The organism is Bilifractor sp. LCP21S3_F8, assembly GCF_052117805.1.
Classification (GTDB): Bacteria; Bacillota; Clostridia; order Lachnospirales; family Lachnospiraceae; genus Bilifractor.
The window spans coordinates 1-18356 of record NZ_JBQKIK010000007.1; the positions used below are offsets into that span (position 1 = coordinate 1).

Annotated in this window: 13 protein-coding genes; 12 read left to right on the forward strand and 1 reads right to left on the reverse strand. The window is 48.6% G+C overall.

The genetic code is table 11. The annotated features are described in order from the left end of the window. Window positions 1–342: 342 nt before the first annotated feature. From ACTQ3A_RS04960 to ACTQ3A_RS04980, 5 genes are all read left to right on the forward strand, one after another. Window positions 343–1047, forward strand: a complete 705-nt coding sequence (locus tag ACTQ3A_RS04960; RefSeq protein ID WP_441100175.1) for a hypothetical protein — start codon at window positions 343–345, stop codon at window positions 1045–1047. A 152-nt stretch (window positions 1048–1199) separates the two neighbouring features. Further along, on the forward strand, window positions 1200–3299 hold the full coding sequence (locus tag ACTQ3A_RS04965) for an NlpC/P60 family protein (RefSeq protein ID WP_441495255.1): 2100 nt from the start codon (window positions 1200–1202) through the stop codon (window positions 3297–3299). A 112-nt stretch (window positions 3300–3411) separates the two neighbouring features. Then, a complete protein-coding gene (locus ACTQ3A_RS04970) occupies window positions 3412–4314 on the forward strand; it encodes a hypothetical protein (protein WP_441100173.1) in 903 nt (300 codons plus the stop codon). Further along, on the forward strand, window positions 4311–4892 hold the full coding sequence (locus ACTQ3A_RS04975) for a glycerol-3-phosphate responsive antiterminator (RefSeq protein ID WP_441100171.1): 582 nt from the start codon (window positions 4311–4313) through the stop codon (window positions 4890–4892). The genes ACTQ3A_RS04970 and ACTQ3A_RS04975 overlap by 4 nt, the downstream gene beginning before the upstream one ends. A 154-nt stretch (window positions 4893–5046) precedes the next feature. After that, window positions 5047–6441, forward strand: coding sequence for an alanine/glycine:cation symporter family protein (locus ACTQ3A_RS04980; RefSeq protein WP_441100170.1), 1395 nt, complete (start codon window positions 5047–5049; stop codon window positions 6439–6441). On the opposite strand, the gene ACTQ3A_RS04985 is transcribed toward ACTQ3A_RS04980, so the two are convergent. Next, window positions 6438–7646, reverse strand: a complete 1209-nt coding sequence (locus ACTQ3A_RS04985) for a helix-turn-helix transcriptional regulator (protein WP_441100169.1) — start codon at window positions 7644–7646, stop codon at window positions 6438–6440. The genes ACTQ3A_RS04980 and ACTQ3A_RS04985 overlap by 4 nt on opposite strands. Before the next feature lie 250 nt (window positions 7647–7896). Here ACTQ3A_RS04985 and ACTQ3A_RS04990 point away from each other — a divergent pair, with 250 nt between their 5' ends. The 7 genes from ACTQ3A_RS04990 (at window position 7897) to ACTQ3A_RS05020 (ending at window position 18295) form a co-directional block, all read left to right on the forward strand. Next, window positions 7897–9315, forward strand: a complete 1419-nt coding sequence (locus tag ACTQ3A_RS04990; RefSeq protein ID WP_441100168.1) for an MFS transporter — start codon at window positions 7897–7899, stop codon at window positions 9313–9315. A 116-nt stretch (window positions 9316–9431) separates the two neighbouring features. Beyond that, entirely contained in the window at window positions 9432–11882 is a 2451-nt protein-coding gene (locus ACTQ3A_RS04995) for a beta-glucosidase (protein WP_441494296.1), read from the forward strand. Between the two features lie 18 nt (window positions 11883–11900). Further along, complete coding sequence (locus ACTQ3A_RS05000; protein WP_441494295.1) at window positions 11901–14474, forward strand: family 78 glycoside hydrolase catalytic domain; 2574 nt, start codon at window positions 11901–11903, stop codon at window positions 14472–14474. 308 nt (window positions 14475–14782) lie between these two features. Beyond that, window positions 14783–16288, forward strand: a complete 1506-nt coding sequence (glpK, locus tag ACTQ3A_RS05005) for a glycerol kinase GlpK (RefSeq protein ID WP_441100165.1) — start codon at window positions 14783–14785, stop codon at window positions 16286–16288. 31 nt (window positions 16289–16319) lie between these two features. Next, the gene (locus ACTQ3A_RS05010; protein ID WP_441495256.1) at window positions 16320–16484 is read left to right on the forward strand and encodes a hypothetical protein; all 165 of its coding nucleotides are present in this window, start codon (window positions 16320–16322) and stop codon (window positions 16482–16484) included. Window positions 16485–16658: 174 nt separating this feature from the next. Beyond that, the gene (locus ACTQ3A_RS05015; protein WP_441494294.1) at window positions 16659–16991 is read left to right on the forward strand and encodes a hypothetical protein; all 333 of its coding nucleotides are present in this window, start codon (window positions 16659–16661) and stop codon (window positions 16989–16991) included. A gap of 278 nt (window positions 16992–17269) precedes the next feature. Further along, the gene (locus ACTQ3A_RS05020) at window positions 17270–18295 is read left to right on the forward strand and encodes a tyrosine-type recombinase/integrase (RefSeq protein ID WP_441100163.1); all 1026 of its coding nucleotides are present in this window, start codon (window positions 17270–17272) and stop codon (window positions 18293–18295) included. Window positions 18296–18356 lie beyond the last annotated feature (61 nt).

An 18356-nucleotide genomic window follows, 5' to 3' on the forward strand; every position in this document is an offset into this window, starting at 1 on the left:
TATGCGATTTCGAAGGCAACAGGTATGAGGATGAAGCGCGAACGCGCGAAATCCGAATACCTGTAGGATTGCGGGAGTGCGAAGCACGGAGCAATCCGTAGCTTATACAGTTTGTGGCACTGTTTACTATTACCGGGCGTAATTCTCATACAGGTCTCATACACTTCAGAAGTTTTCATCCTTGGATTGACGCGGATTGGTGCAGAAGACTATAATAATAACAATAAGCCTTAGCGGGAAAGTATGTCCTTCATAGATCCATATCCCGCTGGCGGGGCAGTACAGATCATTATCTGGTGTGGATTGCCCCGGGTTTCGGACTTTCGCAGGGAGGAACATTTCATGAAGAAATCTGTTATAACCGTTCTTTTAGCAGGTGCCATTGCTGTTTCCGCCGCTGGATGCGGGAACCGTACCTCCGGCACTGCGCCGTCCGTTGAGAAGAGCACCGCGGCTGAAGTGACGGAAGCAGCATCGTCTTCCGACAGCAGTGCGGAAGGCTCTCAGTCTGAATCCATTGTTTCTTCCTCGTCCGGAGAATCAGTTTCATCGGATTCCATGTCTTCATCCGTGTCTTCGTCCTCACAGAACAGTGTCGCACCCGAGACGGAAGCTCTGACCGCAGTTGCCGTCAGTTCGGATGATTCCGCTGCTTCTCTTGAAAGCTCTTTCGGAGATGTTCTTGATATCTGTACAAGCTGGGGACCCGGAACGGCTGGCTCTTCACTGCAAAGCGTGTTATCAGCGGTTACGCTGATCACCTGGGCAAATACAAATGATGTGAAGGATATGGATCAGGATAAACTTCTCGGTATTGTCATGGATGTAATCGACAAATCGGATGATACAGAAAAGGACGCACTTGCGGCAAACTGGAGAACAATCTACGACACCGGTGACAGTATTCTGAATGACCCGACAAATCTGTATGGAATCATGAGCGATGCCGGCTGTTATGATGAGGGAATAGCAATTGTGCAGAACGCGGATTCTGCAAAGAACTGGGAGACACTCAAGCTTCTGATCGAGAGAAATGCTTTTGAGTAAAAATACGGTTATAAGCAGGCAAGATAAGAAGAAATAAACTGACTGAAAAAGACAGAATTGACAGAACGTGAAAAAGACAGAATTGACAGAACATCATTGGAAAGGCAGGACCATTGAGACAGAATCAGATAAGAAAAAAGCTCGGTATTATTGTGACTGCACTGGTAATTGCATCGATTACGGCGGCTCCGTCCGCACTCGCTGTGTCAGCGGATGAGATCACGACCGCTTCTTCTTCAGCGGTAACGGGGAGCAGCCAGGTGCCGGACAGCAGTATCGCATCCTCGTCTGCCGGGGCAGGAACTACTGGGACAGCAGTACCGTCTGCTCCTGCGACGACGACTCCGGACGCAGGAAATCAGGGGACGGGAGAAATTGCTTCTCCTGGAGCATCGTCTGAAACAGCGGGATCTGTTCCAGAGAGTTCAGCTTCTTCATCGGAGACAGGTACTGTGTCTTCCAGTTCCTCTGCATCCACACAGAGCGCTTCCGGGTCGGCCGGTGCTTCGGAATCATCCGCTGTGAAAGAAAATGGATCGTCTGACGAGAGCTCCGGGAATAAGGCTGCGGATGGGCAGAAGGACACCGATGGACTGACGATTACAGATACAGCAGGAGAGACACCGGCTTCTGATTCGACCGGGGCGAATGGGGGCGAGGCAGAAGGACCGCAGAGAGCTCCGACCGGATCCCGTACGGTTGTTCCGCCTGAATATCTGAAGGTATCCAATCTTCGATTTGAGACGATCGGTAAGCACCCGGTTTTTGCCGCGGAGGATATGAATATCTATATGTCGGCTGCCACATCCGCTCAGGTGGTCGGACATATCACGAAAAGCGGCATCATGTACCGCCTGAAGGATGAGGGGAACGGGTGGCTGTATGTCGAGTCCGGAGAGGTCCGCGGTTTTATTCCTGCTTCTTCAATCCGGTCGGAGGTAGCTGCGAAGCACCTGATTGCGGCGCGTTATCGGCTTGGAAACGCTCATACAGATGAAGAAAAGGCCGAATTCGACTGGAGCCCTTATTTTGCCTCGAAGACAGTTGAGATCTGGGACAATGAGGCGTTCACACACACGAACACAACGACGCGAGAAACCATCGCTGAAAAGCATAATCTGCTCACGCTATCCGCAGTGAATATTACAGAACAGCCGGATCCGAACAGCACAGTGGTCGGCACTATTCCGGCAAACGGCCTTCTGTACAAGATTGAAAACGCAGGAAGCGACTGGTTCTATGTGGAATCCGGTGACTGCCGGGGATTTGTTCCGAGGAGCAGTGTCCGGGGCGGCAGAGAAGTCAATGCTGAGGTTGCGGCAGCAGGAGAGAGCAGTTTCGCGGGAGCCACAGAGAAGGTCAGCCCGAAGGATAACCGGGCGTTCTATTACAGTCTGTCTTCGGTAACCCCCTGGTCCGAGAAAAAAGACCTCGGTGCTTCAATTATCAAAAACGCCTCCTATTACATCGGAAACAATTATGTATGGGGAGGAACCAGTCTGACGGATGGCGCGGACTGTTCTGGATTTGTGCAGACGCTTTACGGTGAGTTCGGGATATCGCTCCCGAGAGTGGCACAGGATCAGGCACAGGTCGGCGCGAAGGTTTCACTGGAGGACGCGGTTCCCGGAGATCTCTGTTTCTACCGGAATGCTGCGACCGGTGAGATCTATCATGTGGCAATATATGCCGGAGACGGGAAAACAATTGAGGCCTACAGCTCAAGCCGCGGGATTATCGCGACGACCGTCTACACGCCGGATTTGTGCTGGTGTACCCATGTGCTTCCTGACCAGACGAATGAGCCGGACGCCCTGACGGCGGGGGATTCTGCGACAGTCACTCCGGCTGCGTCCGCGGGCGGTCAGTATGGTTATGGTATATGGGACAATTTCTGTGCGGCGGGAACTTTTGAGAGAGGGCTGAAGGAAAAGTACGGAGATTTTGATGCGGAGGGTTTTGGAAGAATCAGCGGAAGATACGTGATTTCCTGTATGCCGTCCTTTGGTAAGGTCGGAGACCTTATTGATTTTACACTCTCGAATGGAACTGTACTGAAAACGATTGTCGGAAGCAACATGACTCCGTCTGATAATCAGTGGGGACTGGCGGGAGGAAAGAACGCCATTTCCTTTATGGCTGCCGGAAGAACCTGGAAGGAAGGGCATCCGGTTCCGGGAACTGCGGAGTTCCATCCGGAATGGAACGCGGCAGTTCAATCGGCTCACAATTACGGTTCGATTCTTGGCTGACCGGCTTCTGAAATACCCGGAGAGCTTTCCAGCTGATGGGATTTTGAAATATTCCGCCTTCGGAAGCGGTAATTCCGATATGCAATCCATGTAAGGAGAAAAGAATGCGATTATGAACGACTCAATTTCAATAAATGAAAAGAACTTTCCGAATGCGGACTGGTTTTATCTGAAAAACGGAAATATTGCGGCGGTCCTTCCGGATCCTGATTCGGAGAAGATCCGTGAGAAGGAGTTCTGCAGACGTTACCACCTTTTTGCGGCGGTATACAGCAGCTCTGAGGAAAGCGAGGAGGACAAGGTCCTCAGATTTGAGAAGGAGTACGACCCTAGGGGCGGAAAGGCAATGTATGCCTATGTCAGCGACGGATCACGGTTCTGGCTTGCTGCTGTCGGTTCTGAAGTCGTATCCGAACTGGGCAAAGACCGTGAGGAGACCGGAAAGTATTTGAAGAGGGTTCTGGCTATCTGGAAATCGGAAAAAATATGGACGCTTCAGACGGTTGCCTTGTATGACGCGGCATCCGGAAAGGAAGTGGATCACTTCACCGGTATCCGTTCCTGCGGCAAGACGGATGAGGACATTCTCCGTGATTCCGGGATGCTGAAGAAATATAAAACAGGGATTGAGACAGATCTCTACAGCGGATTCAAAGACATATCCGGTGTCCTGAATTCGGTGGAGAGCTATCGGATGCAGAAATCGAAAAGTGCGGTGCTTGCGCTGAATAGGGATAGAGAATATTACACGATCTGCAAGGGAAATGAGAGACGGATGGTTTGCTATCGGGCTTCTGACGCCCGGACGCACTGCATTCCTGTTTATACGGATCGTACGGAAGCGGCACGCGCAGCTTCTTCGCGCGGCAGCGAATACAGCGTTCGGACAATGAATCTGCGGGAGCTTGTTGGAATGCTTGAAAAGCCTTCCTTCAGTGAGGTGAGACTGTATACGACAGACGGTAGTACTACATTGGATGCACAGACGGTCATCAGCCGTTACAATGAGACATGAATAAGGAATTTCTGGATAAACTGGAGGACAGTCCGATTGTGGCGGCTGTCAGAAATGACGAGGGCCTTGAGGCCTGCCTGAAGACAGAGGTTGAGATTGTATTTGTTCTCTATGGCGATGTGTGCAGTATCTCCGGAATCACAGAGCAAATCGCAAAAGCCGGGAAGACACCGGTCGTTCACCTGGATCTGATTGACGGATTGAGTCAGAGGGAGGCTGCCGTTGATTTCCTGAAGAAGAGGACCATGGCGCAGGGAATCATCACGACGAGGAGCAGTCTGATCTCCTGCATCAAGGACCGGGGACTTGCAGCGGTTCTTCGTGTCTTTATTCTGGACAGCAGAGCAATGGACACCGTCGGGAAGCTGACCAGACAGAGCTATTCATCACAGCCGGATGTGATTGAGATTCTTCCTGGAACGCTGGCGCCGAAGGTGATCAGCAAGATCCGGAGATCGGCGAATCTGCCGCTGATCTGCGGAGGACTCATCAGTGACCGGGAGGATGTGATGAACGCGCTGGACCACGGAGCCATCGCGGTTTCCGCCACCAGTCCGGCGATCTGGGATATGCTGTAGCAGAGGAATCAGGCATCGGGATCGCGGAGTGTTTTTATCATTTGGAATCAGTATTTTTCAGAAAGACTATCGCAGGTGAGAGAGGCCTCCGGTAATGAGGCGGGTATTTCAAATGCGGTAGTCATTTTATATGATTGTCGATGAAGGGGAAACCATGAAAAATATTACGGAAATCATCAATCAGTTCGACTCGCTGGTCTGGGGCATTCCCATGCTTGTGCTGTTGCTTGGAACAGGCGTTTTCCTGAGTATTCGTCTTCGCTTCATGCAGTTTCGCAAGTTCGGATATATCATGAAGAAGACTGTCGGACAGCTGTTCGTTCGCAAGGAGAATCAAAATGGAAGTCTGACCCCGGTACAGGCGCTCAGCACGGCGCTGGCGGGAACAGTCGGAACCGGAAATATCGCCGGCGTTGCGGGTGCGATCGCAATTGGCGGGCCGGGCGCTATTTTCTGGATGTGGATAGCGGCTCTGTTTGGAATGTGTACGAAATACTCGGAGATTCTGCTTGCCGTTCATTTCCGCAAGAAGAACAGCAATGGAGATTTTGTGGGCGGTCCGATGTACTATATCCAGAACGGACTCGGTGCCAGATGGCACTGGCTGGCAGTTCTGTTCTGTGTTTTCGGCTCTATAGCCGCGATCGGTACAGGAAATATGACCCAGATCAATACCATCGTTACCTCGATCGGAGCAGTTGTCACATCCTTCCAGCCGAACCTTCCTGCGGGAGACCTTCAGGCGCTTTATATGGTGATCGGTATTATTGGAGCGGTCCTGACCATTCTCGTATTGTTCGGAGGTATGCAGCGAATCGGAAGCGTAACCGAAAAACTGGTTCCGGTGATGGCACTTGTATACATTGTGGCGGCACTGGTCGTGGTTCTGGGAAATGCCGGCATGATCGGATCTGTATTTTCCGATATTTTCAGGGGTGCCTTTGATCCGAAATCCATCAGCGGCGGGCTTGCAGGTGTAGCGGTTCAGCAGGCAGTGAAGGCCGGATTCGGAAGAGGTATTTTCTCGAATGAGGCCGGACTTGGAACGGCACCGATTGCGCATGCGGCTGCAGATGTCGAGCATCCGGTTCAGCAGGGAATGTATGGTGTATTTGAAGTTTTTGCGGATACCATCGTTATCTGTACGCTGACAGCGCTTGCGATCCTGATATCCGGCAAGGCCGAGGCCTTTTATGGAAAGACCGCAGGAACGGATCTGACCATTATGGCGTTTGGAACAGTGCTTGGAACAAAGCTGGCAGCCATTGTAATCGCCGTATGTATTGCCATGTTCGCCTATTCGACATTGCTTTCCTGGAGCCTTTATGGGAGCAGATGTTTTGAATTTATTTTCGGAACGACCGGTTCAAAGGTATATCAGGCGATCTATGTAATCTTCGTTGTGGTCGGAGCAAATGTAAAGCTGGGACTTGCCTGGACGATTGCGGACGCCTCGAACGCACTCATGGCGTTTCCAAACCTGATTGCCGTGCTTCTGCTTTCTCCGGTTGTTGTTCAGCTCACGCGTGAATATAAAGGGATGAATTAACGAGCGTGCGTTTCTGATTTCGTGACAGATTTTCGATATTCCCTGGGTGTGCAACCGTATTTTTTGCGAAAGACATTCTGAAAATAGGACTGTGAGGAGAAGCACAGATATTCGCTTATCTCACTGATCGTTTTATCGGTGTAGCGCAGAAGGCTTCTGGCCTCCTCCAGTTTCCGCCGCATGATATAGGAACTGATATGGAATCCAAGCTCTTTTTTGAATTTTCTGGAGAGAGTACTTCGGTCCATTTTCAGTTCCTTTGCTATATCACTGACAGATATGTTTCGATTGATATGATTCGAGATAAACTGAATGGCGCGAAAGACATCCGTTGACATACCGCTGGGAATTTTCGCGTCAGAAACTCTTCTGGTGAAATCCATTGTCGCTGTTGCGGTTAACAGCGTGATAGCTGTGGCATCTGTCATACGCTCCGCTTCCTGAATGTAGGAATCGGAGAGCTGATAGGCAGTTTCAATATCGAGACCTCCGGAGATTGCGTGACGAGTCATAAGCGCAATAGTGATGATAAAGATATTCTTCGATTGCCGCAGGGAATCCTGAGCGACAGAACCGATGTCAAGCGGTGGAACCGTTTTCATGAAATCCTTCAGGCCATTCAAATCTCCCCGTTCGACAAATCCATAGTAGGCCTGCTCAAAAAAGTAGGTATCATGATAATGCTGTTCCTCCTTGCGCTCATAGAGCAACCTGGAGTGTACATTTCCTATTTCTTCTTCCCTTTCATGATTTACAATTCCAAACCGTGCAAAGATGTCAATGTCGTTTCCGGTCAGCTCTGTATAGATTAATGCAAGGATATTCAGAAACTGATCCAGAGAGAAAAGAGGCGTCTGATGAAAAAAATCTATGATCTGAAGCCGCATCTGCACCGGGAGGCTGTAAGCGGAAATGAGATGATCAATTGCCTCGTCACCTAAGGGTATTGAGCAGACCGGACCTAAAACGACAGACTCACCGGTCTCCGGGTTTCTGCAGAAGCCAAAATAGGCAAATTCTTTTGTCGTCAGATAAAGAAGATTATCTTGTGCAGAGAGCAATTGGTCCTTATAATGCTCCAGATAATCATCCGGAAGGCTGAGAGAAGGATAAACAGCCTTCAGATTACTCTTTACGTAATAGTGGGTCGGCACATAGGTGGCATGATAAATCATGTTTAGCTTTTGTTCAAAATCTATGTTCATTAATGAAGCCTTTCTTTTATCTTCTGTAGATTTTCATGTTTAAAGATATTCAGACTGCTATATTTTGATTCTTCGATATTTCAATGATTTGCTTCTTATCCGTAATAAGTTTCTTCCGATAATGCCTTAATTTTACAATATATCATCACAATTTTACAATAAAAAGGGCTATTTTCCTGTTAGACTGTTCATAAAAGAACCGTTATGGGGCCCGGCCAGCTCGGATATCGATGTTTTACAGGAGGAGATTATGGGAAAGAAAATGGCACTTGGTAAGGACGCGATGGGAATTCAGAAAACTATGCGCTTTAAGGATTATCTGGGAGATGGAATCGGTCAGCTTCCTTTAAATGCGGTTTCCTGTCTGGTGGGACAACTGACGTATTTCTATACGGATAAAGTGGGACTTGCAGCGGCAGCGGTGGCAACCATGCTCGTTATCGCTAAGATTATAGATGCGTTTACGGATTTGATCATGGGAAAGATTATGGATGATGTTACTTTCAGGGATGGAAAAGCCAGGCCATGGTTTCGGATCATGGCGATTCCGATAGCGGCAATTATTGTCTTGCTCTTCACGGTTCCCACGAAGGCATCCAGGGGTGTTCAGTCCGGTTATGTGCTGATCACAAACATCCTGTGCAGCGCAGTCATCTATACAGCGATTGCCATCCCCTACGGCGCTATGATTGCCATGCGCACGGAGAGCAGCGAGGAGCGTGGAAAGATGGGAATATACCGCGCAGTCTTCGGATATGTGGTCGGCATGATTATATCGATCGGTCTGATACCGATCACGAATCTTCTGGGAGGGACCCAGGCGGCATGGATCAAAGTGGCAGCTGTTTTTTCAATTCTTTCCTTCATCAGCATGGTCGTTTTATACAAATCATCAAAAGAGACGGTCGCAGAGAGTAGGAAGGAAGAGGATGCGGAGAGCACAGAGGGCCCTGACAAACTAGCTTTTGCACAGTCAATCAAGCTTTTATTCCAGAATAAATATTGGGTGATTATGTTGATTGCCAATCTTTTGATGAATATTTCCTACGGACTCTCTACTTCCGGAGGAACCTTTTACGCAAAGTATATCCTTGGCAACGACAACATTGTCGCGCTTTTGGGCGCTGTCGGTCTGATTCCAACCTTTGCGGGCTTTATACTTGTTGGTCCGATGACGAAGAAATTAGGAATGGCAAAGACCTGCCTGACCGGCTGTATCATTGGTATTGCCGGCTGTATCTATCGTGTATTCACCCCATACAGCCTGATTTCCTGTCTGGTGGGTGGAAGCATGGTTACCTTTGCGAACATTCCAATCATGTGTCTGACCAGTGCACTGGTAAATAACTGTGTTGAGTACAATGACTGGAAGTTCGGACATAAGCTGGTCGGGATGAGCAATTCAGCATCATCCTTCGGGTCCAAAATCGGATCAGGTATCGGAGGATCATTGATAGGGTGGATCCTGGGTGCGTGTGGATTTATTTCAGGCGCGGCAGCGGCAGAACAGCCGTCAGCGGTTACTGCAGGAATCTTTACGTTTTCTATCTATATTCCGCTGGCTCTTTTGATCGGAATGACAATTCTGTTTAAAATGTACGACCTGGAGAAAATTTATTCGAAGATCGTGACAGAACTTGCTGAGAGAAAGAAAAAAGCTGTGAAATAAGAATTTACGTAAGAATAATTTCAGAACAGAAATTTTCGAACCCGGACAACAAAGCTTAATTAGTCAAAAGAATGCTGCAAGTTTGAGGATAGCGCAGGAAAGGGTGTAATAATTACATGGACAAATACACAGAGGAAATGAGAAACCTGAAAATAAGACAGATTCTGGATGAGATGTCTCTGGAAGACAAGATTGCCCTCTGTTCCGGCAAGGATTTCTGGCATACAAAGGCATTTGAACAATACGGAATTCCATCTATTATGATGACGGACGGTCCTCACGGTCTTCGAAAACAGAGTGAGGAAGCGGATATGCTCGGCATCAATCAATCGGAACCGGCCACTTGTTTTCCTACAGCTGTGACGCTGGGGGAATCGTGGAACCGGGATCTGATTCGTCAGGTAGCTGAGGCGATCGGAGAAGAAGCACGTGCGTATGATGTCTCTGTCGTTCTGGGTCCTGGTATCAATATCAAGAGAAATCCGCTGTGTGGGAGAAACTTTGAGTATTTTTCAGAGGATCCATTTGCAGCCGGGGAAATGGGGGCCGCCTATGTAGAGGGTATGCAGTCGACCGGAACGGGATGCAGCCTGAAGCATTTTGCAGCAAATAATCAGGAATACAAGAGATTTTCTTCGGATTCTCAGATCGATGAGCGTACACTCCGTGAGATCTATCTGGCCGGTTTTGAAAGAGTGGTCCGGAATGCGCAGCCTAAAACTGTCATGTGTTCCTATAACAAAATCAATGGAGTCTATAACTCGGACAATTATCATCTCCTGACAGAAATTTTGCGGGAAGAGTGGAAATTCAAGGGAATGGTTGTCACCGACTGGGGCGCAATGAATGACAGAGCAAACGGTTTTTCTGCCGGATGTGATCTTTCTATGCCCGGAGGTGCGATATCGGTAGATGAAGAAGCCATGCATGCGATTCGTGAAGGGAGGCTTAGTGAGGATAGTGTAGATCGCTGTGCTGCACGGGTGCTAAAACTGGTGTTCGACATGCAGAAAAATCGGGAGCAGCATCAGGAGACAATTACGCAAACAGAAAACTCACGGGGCTTTGATGAGACAAAACACCACGAGCTCGCCAGAAAAGCAGCTGAAGAAGGTATTGTTCTGTTGAAAAACGAAAACCATGTTCTGCCGTTGAACGGCGGTGAGAAGATTCTGATTCTCGGACATATGGCGAAGGATGGACGTTACCAGGGAGCCGGAAGCAGTCATATCCATCCGACAATGCAGGATCAGTTTCTGCCCATGATGCCGGAAGCGGATTATCTGGAAGTGGTAGATGAAAAGGGACACCTGCTCGAAGGTGCACTTGACGCGATTGACCAGACAGCCGGAAAGTATGATAAAGTTATCGTCTTTGCCGGCCTGCCTTCTCAATATGAGTCGGAAGGATTTGACCGTGATACACTGGATCTGCCGGTCGGACATAAGCGGATGATAGATGAAGCAACCTTACATCACGCTCACGTGGTTTTTGTTCTGATGGGTGGAAGCGTGATGGAAATTCCGTATCAGGACCGGGCGGAGGGAATTGTATATGCCGGGTTGTCAGGACAGGCTTCAGGATCTGCTATCTATGATGTTCTTACCGGAGCGGTAAATCCAAGCGGAAAACTGACAGAAACCTGGGTTCGTTCCCTGAAGGATGTGCCGTCTTACGGCTACTATGCCGGGGTTCGCAAGAACGCCCAGTATCGGGAGGGAATCTATGTCGGTTACCGGTATTATGACAAAGCGGGGGTGAGTGTGAATTTTCCGTTTGGGTTCGGGCTGAGCTACACAGATTTCGTTTATTCTGATTTGAAGATTTTAGAGACTGATAAAGCAGAATATCAATACGAGGTATCTGTCAGCATCAAAAATACAGGAAGCAATCCGGGTGCGGAAATTGTACAGCTCTATATCGGAAATCCACAGGATGGAATTTTTCGAGCGATCAAAGAATTAAAGGGATTTGAAAAGATTTATCTGGAGCCGGGTGAGGAAAAAACGGTGACCATGATGCTGGATGCGAGGAGCTTTGCTGTATTTCAGGATAAATTTATTATCCCTTCCGGGAAATATACGGTTATGGTAGGGGCGTCTTCCGCAGACATACGTCTGAAGAAGAGTCTAATAATAGAAGGGGTAACCCTTTGCACCGAGAATAGGTTGAAGGGAAGCTGGTATGAAGCGCCTGCAGGGCATCCTTCTCTGAAGGACTGGAGTCTTTTATTGGGAAGAGAGGTTAAAGAGGATCGGTCCCCTGTGAAGGGAGAGTTCACATCCGGAAATACACTCAGTGAGATGAAGGACTTCAGCTTTATCGCGCGTAAAATGTGTGAAATGATTGAAAAACAGATCGCGAAGAAAATGGGAATGAAGCCGGACTATTCCAATCCCGAATTCCGAATGATGGTATCATCTTCCGTGGATTGTTCTCTGCATGGAATGATTGTCAATTCCGGTGGAGCCTTTCCAAAGAAGATTGCGGATATGATCCTTGCAGAGGCAAATCATGGAAAAGCAGGAGCATTTATGGCTTTAATCAGAAAAGAACACAGGGTTTAATTTTGGAGGGAAATGGGGATGAAAGCAATCAGACTTAGAACGGAATACTTGACGAATCCGATGGGCATTGATATCCGTCGTCCGCGTTTATCCTGGAATTGTGAGGGCGGACGCAGACAGACAGCATACCGGATTCGGGCAGAAAAAGAAGGGAGACTTATATGGGATTCCGGAAAAGTTTGCTCTGACCGGATGCATTTGATTCCCTGGGAAGGCGACCAACTGCATAGCAGGGATTCTGTCCTGTGGACGGTGCAGCTTTGGGATGAGGAGGATAGAGCCGGAGAGATCAGCGAAGAGGCTTTTTTTGAAATCGGTCTAGGTTCAGCGACCTGTTGGAAGGCGAAATGGATCACCGGAAATTATAAGGTGAATAAGAAGGAACGTTATCCGGTCGATTGCTTCCGAAAGGAATTTACCTGCAGACGGGCGGTGAAGAAGGCAAGACTCTACATCACTGCCTGCGGTCTCTATGAGGCCAGGATTGACGGCGTAAAAGTGGGTGATTTTTATATGGCACCCGGTTATACGGATTACAGGAAGCGTGTGCAGTATCAGACTTATGATGTCACAGATATGCTTTCAGTGGATTCTCATATCCTGGATGTAGATCTGGCTGACGGATGGTATCGAGGAAGTTGCGGTGCTTATGGATTGAAGAATCAGTACGGGAGTGAGACAAAGCTTCTGGCGCAGATGGAGATCTGTTATGAGGACGGCTCATCGGATGTGATCGGAACAGATGCAGGCTGGAAATGGTCCGATCAGGGCCCGGTCCGTTTTGCAGACAATAAGGATGGGGAAATTGTGGATGCTCGTATGGATGCTTTTGCAGATTCTTCCTATGTTGGGTATGCAAAGCTGACAAGCCATGAGGTACTTCCGACCTGCTCCAATAATGTGCCGGTTACGAAACATGAGACCTTTCATCCACTTATCACGACTGCGCCAAACGGAAAGAAGCTCCTGGATTTTGGACAGAATCTTGCCGGAATTATCTCTTTTCGTGTTCACGCAGAGAACGGTCAGAGGATGGTGTGGCGTTTTGGAGAAATGCTGGATGAGGAGGGAAATCTGACGCTCGCCAATATTCAGCTCACGAGAAAAAAACGGACTACCCCCCTGCAGAAGATCGAATTTACTTGTAAAAACGGATGGAATGAATATGAGTCCCGTTTTACAGTTTTCGGATTTCGATACGCGGAGGTGGAAGGCGATGTGGAGCTGGATCCGGAGAACATTGTCTCCATTGCCGTCTATTCCGATATGAAGACGGTCGGAAGCTTTAAATGCTCAGATCTGCTGTTGAACCGTTTTTATCAGGCTACAATGTGGTCTGCCAAGAGCAACCATCTGGATATTCCGACTGATTGTCCGACCAGAGAACGTCACGGTTGGACAGGAGATGCGCAGATTTTTTTTGAAACCGCGGCGTATATGATGGACTTTGCCAGCTTCTCTAAAAAATGGCTGCATGATGTCTTTGACTGGCAGAAGAAAGACGGCTGCCTGCCGCATATCGTGCCCGACGGAGGCGCTGATTCTTATATGCGATCGATGAACGGATCGGTGGGATGGGCCGATGTCGGAATCCTGATGCCCTACCGTTATGCAAAGATGTTCGGCGATAAAAGCATTCTGGAAGAGTTCTATGACGGCATGGCAAGGTATGCCCGTTTCATGGAAAAGCGGATGGGCGTGAATCACTCACCTTTAGCAGAAAAGATCAGACTTTCCCCAGAAAACCGGAAATATCTGGTTAATAAGGGACAAAGCTATGGGGAATGGGCGGAGCCTGAGGATGTATGTGCTTTCCGGTGGCAGGATTTCGTTACTCCCCACCCGGAGGTATCGACTGCCTATACCGCATATGTACTTCGTCTGATGGCGAACATTGCCAGGATACTCGGACACGATAGAGATGCCGGAGAGTTTATGCGCAGCAGCAATGGATGCCGCAGAGCATATCAGGAGCTAGTCAGCGGAGGAAAATACAGTCTGGATACGGACCGCCAGGCACAACTCGTCAGACCTCTTGCTTTTAATCTTTTGAATGAAGAACAGACAGAATTTGCCAAGAAACGGCTGATCAAAGCGTTGGACCATTATGACTGGAGACTTGGAACCGGATTCCTTTCTACTCCGTTAATTCTGGACGTGCTTACAGAGATTGATGTCAAGTATGCGTACCGTCTTCTGGAGAACGAAGATATTCCGGGATGGCTTTCTATGCCGAAGAATGGGGCCACAACCATCTGGGAGGCATGGGAAGGACCTGCGTCAAAGCAGGGAGGGATCGGATCCCTGAACCATTATTCCAAGGGAGCAGTTTGTGCGTGGCTGTTCCGCACGATGTGTGGAATTTCCGTGAACGGAAGAAACTCCTTCCGGATTGCGCCCAAGCCGGGCGGGAGATGCAGCTTCGCGGAGAGCAGCTATGACAGCGTGTACGGGCTGGTCTCCTGCCGCTGGGAAAAGGATGCAGAAGGAAATTATCATTACACGATCCAGGTACCGGCAAATACAACAGCAACCGTGGAACTTCCAGGAAGGGAAGCCTTCATAGCTGAGGCCGGATGCTGGCAGTATTAAGAAGTGAGTATGTATCACTGCACAGTACTATAATCCTTCCGGAGCAGAAGTTTGTCAGAGAGGTTAAGATGCTGCCAATTGAAAAAACAGCTTGAAAAAACAGCTTGCTAATTTGGTAAAAGTGCAATAAAATATAACTGTTTCAGAAATGAATCTATGAGATTTACCTAAAGAGTTAAAGAGTTATAGAGTATACGCACTGGAGTTGGATGGAGTCAGTCGAAAAGCGATAGAAAAAGACTATCGTCTATTGACTGACTTTTTCGTTTGCTTCCACAAAGCAGCGGACAAGGGAGGTTTTTACAATTATGGCAAAGTATGTGATGGCACTGGACTCGGGTACCACAAGCAACCGTTGTATTCTGTTCAACAGCAGAGGTGAAATCTGCAGTATGGCGCAGAAGGAATTCATGCAGTACTTCCCTCAGCCGGGCTGGGTGGAGCATGATGCCAATGAGATCTGGCAGAGTCAGCTGCAGGTAGCGCGTGAAGCGATGCGGAAGATTGATGCCGCGCCAGAGGAAATTGCGGCAATTGGCATTACGAATCAGCGTGAAACAACAATTTTGTGGGACCGCAGAACCGGGCAGCCGATCAGCCACGCAATTGTCTGGCAGTGCCGCCGTACCGCTGATTTCACAGAAAATCTGAGAGTGAACCGCCCGGAAATTGTCGATATATTCAAGAAGAAAACGGGGCTCATTATCGATCCGTATTTTTCCGGTACAAAAATCCGCTGGATTCTGGATCATGTCGAAGGTGCCCGGGAGATGGCGGAGAAGGGAGATCTCTGCTTCGGGACCGTGGACAGCTGGCTGATCTACAAGCTGACCAAGGGAAAGGTTCATGTGACGGATTATTCCAACGCATCCCGTACGCTCCTGTTCAATATCAACACGCTGAAGTGGGATGAGGAGCTCTGCGACATTCTGGACATCCCCATGAGTATTCTTCCTGAGGCGAAACCGTCAAGCTGCATATACGGAGAGACGGACAAAGAATTTTTCGGTGCACCGGTTCTGATTGCGGGAGCAGCGGGAGATCAGCAGGCTGCGCTGTTCGGACAGACCTGTTTCCAACCCGGTGAGGCAAAAAATACCTATGGTACCGGCTGCTTTATGCTGATGAACGTAGGGGATAAGCCGGTATATTCCGAAAACGGGCTTCTGACGACGATTGCTTGGGGGCTGGACGGGAAAGTGGATTATGCCCTTGAAGGATCTGTCTACGTAGCAGGAGCTGCGATTCAATGGCTTCGCGATGAACTGAAGATTGTTGATTCCTCACCGGATTCTGAATATTTTGCGACAAGAGTCCCGGACACGAATGGATGCTATGTGGTTCCTGCTTTTACCGGACTCGGAGCTCCGTACTGGGATCCGTACGCCCGCGGCGCCATAACAGGGCTGACCCGCGGCGTAAACAAATATCATATCATCCGGGCAACGCTGGAATCTCTGGCTTTCCAGACCAGTGATGTGCTTCACGCGATGGAGCTGGATTCGGGAATTCATCTGTCTTCGCTAAAGGTGGACGGCGGCGCAAGCATGAATAATTTCCTGATGCAGTTTCAGTCCGATATCATCAACACACCGGTGAGACGCCCGGTATGCGTCGAAACGACGGCCATGGGCGCCGCTTACCTCGCAGGGCTCGCAACAGGCTTCTGGAGCAGCAGAGACGATGTCATGCATAACTGGTCCATAGACCGTGAATTCCGGCCTCAGATGGACGATGAGACCCGTACAAGAGAACTGAAGGGATGGAAGCAGGCCGTCCGTTCGACGCTCGGATGGGCCAAGGATACAGAATAAGGATCGGGAAGTACGAAACACGGAGCAATCCGTGACTTTTACAGTATTTGATAAGTATTTGGCACAAGGTATCGTACGTTTGTTCGGTATCATCGCGATTATAAATCAGGTACCGGTTGCTTCTCTGATAAAAGGCTGTATAATGATAGCTATATCAGCAGCTATCATGACATCGGATATTTCACATATCATTTGACATGTGCGGCCTTGTGCCTGTCGTCTTTTACATCTATCATTTGACTTGTGTGGCTTCATGCCGGTCGTCTTTTGCATCTATTATTTGACATGTGCGGCTTCATGCCGGTCGGCCAGCATGATGTGTTTGCGTTAAAGCTGTAATAAAAGAATTTTTTGCCGGAGGAAATAAGATATGGCAGATCTGAAGGATTGGTCTTTGCATTACAATGGAAAATTTTTCTGGGTGCGCGGATATGTGTACCGTAAGTATGACGTAAACGACGGAACACCCGTGACAACATCCGCAATTATTCGTGTGGACAAGGATAAGGACGGGCTGGATATTTATACCGGACATTCTTATTACAGATGCGATTATGAGCTGCATGCGCAGGACCGGAACGACCTTTCTTATGAAAAACTTCTTCCTGGAATTGTAAAATCAAACGCAATACCCGCAGATGTCCGGTCAGCTGCAGCAGAGGAAAGAGACCGCATAGAACGGGAAAAAAGAAACCGCAGATAAGCAATAGAATGGGAAAAAGAAACCGCAGATAAGCATTGGATAACGCAGATCATTCGATGAGGCATATCATTGCTCATAAGGACACCTAGGAGTATTAATTTCCGGAAAAGGGATATAAAGTGTCGTAAAATTGTTATTTTGCGACACTTTATATCCCTGTCTGTCTTCTCTCATTCTCATCTTTATCCAGATTTTTCGCCTTATCTGACGTGGTATTCTGATGTGATTTGGTATTCAGGAAGTCAGCTACGCATCGCAAAGCCGAAAGGATTTCATTTATGAAATACAACGAAGAAGTCGATATTCTCACCATGGAGAAAATCAATGATCTATTGACAGAGCTTCCGCAATATGTAAAAAACTACATCAGCAACCTTGCTGCGGGAAGCAAATCACGGCGGACGATTCTGAATTATCTGTATGACATTCGCGGGTTCCTGACGTTTACGGCGAATGCTCAAGGTATTGATCTCATGGATCTTACGGCGGATACGCTCGGACAGCTGAATAATTTTGATTTCGATGATTATTTCGGCAGCTTCCGCACCGGAAAATCCGAAGGCAAGGCCAGAAAGCTTGCGGCGCTCCGTTCCTTTTATAAATTTTTGAAATCATACGGCTTTATTGCGCACAATCCGCTCGCTGAGTACAGCATTGAGCTGAAACAAAAAAAAGATCCCAGGCGGGATCTGCAGTTTATGAGTACGGAGGAAGTGAATCAGGTGATGGCCGGGGTGACGACCGGAAGCTCGCTGTCATCGGAACACCAGAAGAAATGCAACCGGGAAAATCAGTACCGTGACACTGCCCTCTTCACTCTCATGCTGAACACAGGGATCCGTCTCTCGGAGTGTGTGGGAATTGATCTTACGGATATCCTGTGGGAGGAACATAAGCTTGTGATCCACCGCAAGGGAGGGATTGATGATATCGTCTTCCTGAATGAGAATGCGGAAAGTGCTCTGCATGATTATATACGCTATGAGCGTCCGGAGGATGCAGACGATCCGGCGCTTTTTCTTTCCAATCAGAAGCGGAGAATTACACCGAGATCAGTGCAGAGGATCGTGAAGAAATACACGGAATCGGTTGTTCCGGACAAGAATATTCATGTCCATTCTCTTCGGAAAACCTTCGGAGACAACCTCTATCAGGCCACCCACGACATCAAGCTGACGCAGCAGGCGCTGAATCACTCGGATATCAGCGTAACGGCCGCCCACTATATCACCGACAACGCGGAGAACAAGAAGACGGCCGTTGAGATTATTCAGGACGTATATAGGGAAGACTCCAAAACCTGAATGATATTAGAGCGCAATTGAGAGCATTGCCGGCACATCCCTTTGGGCTGTGCCGGCGGCT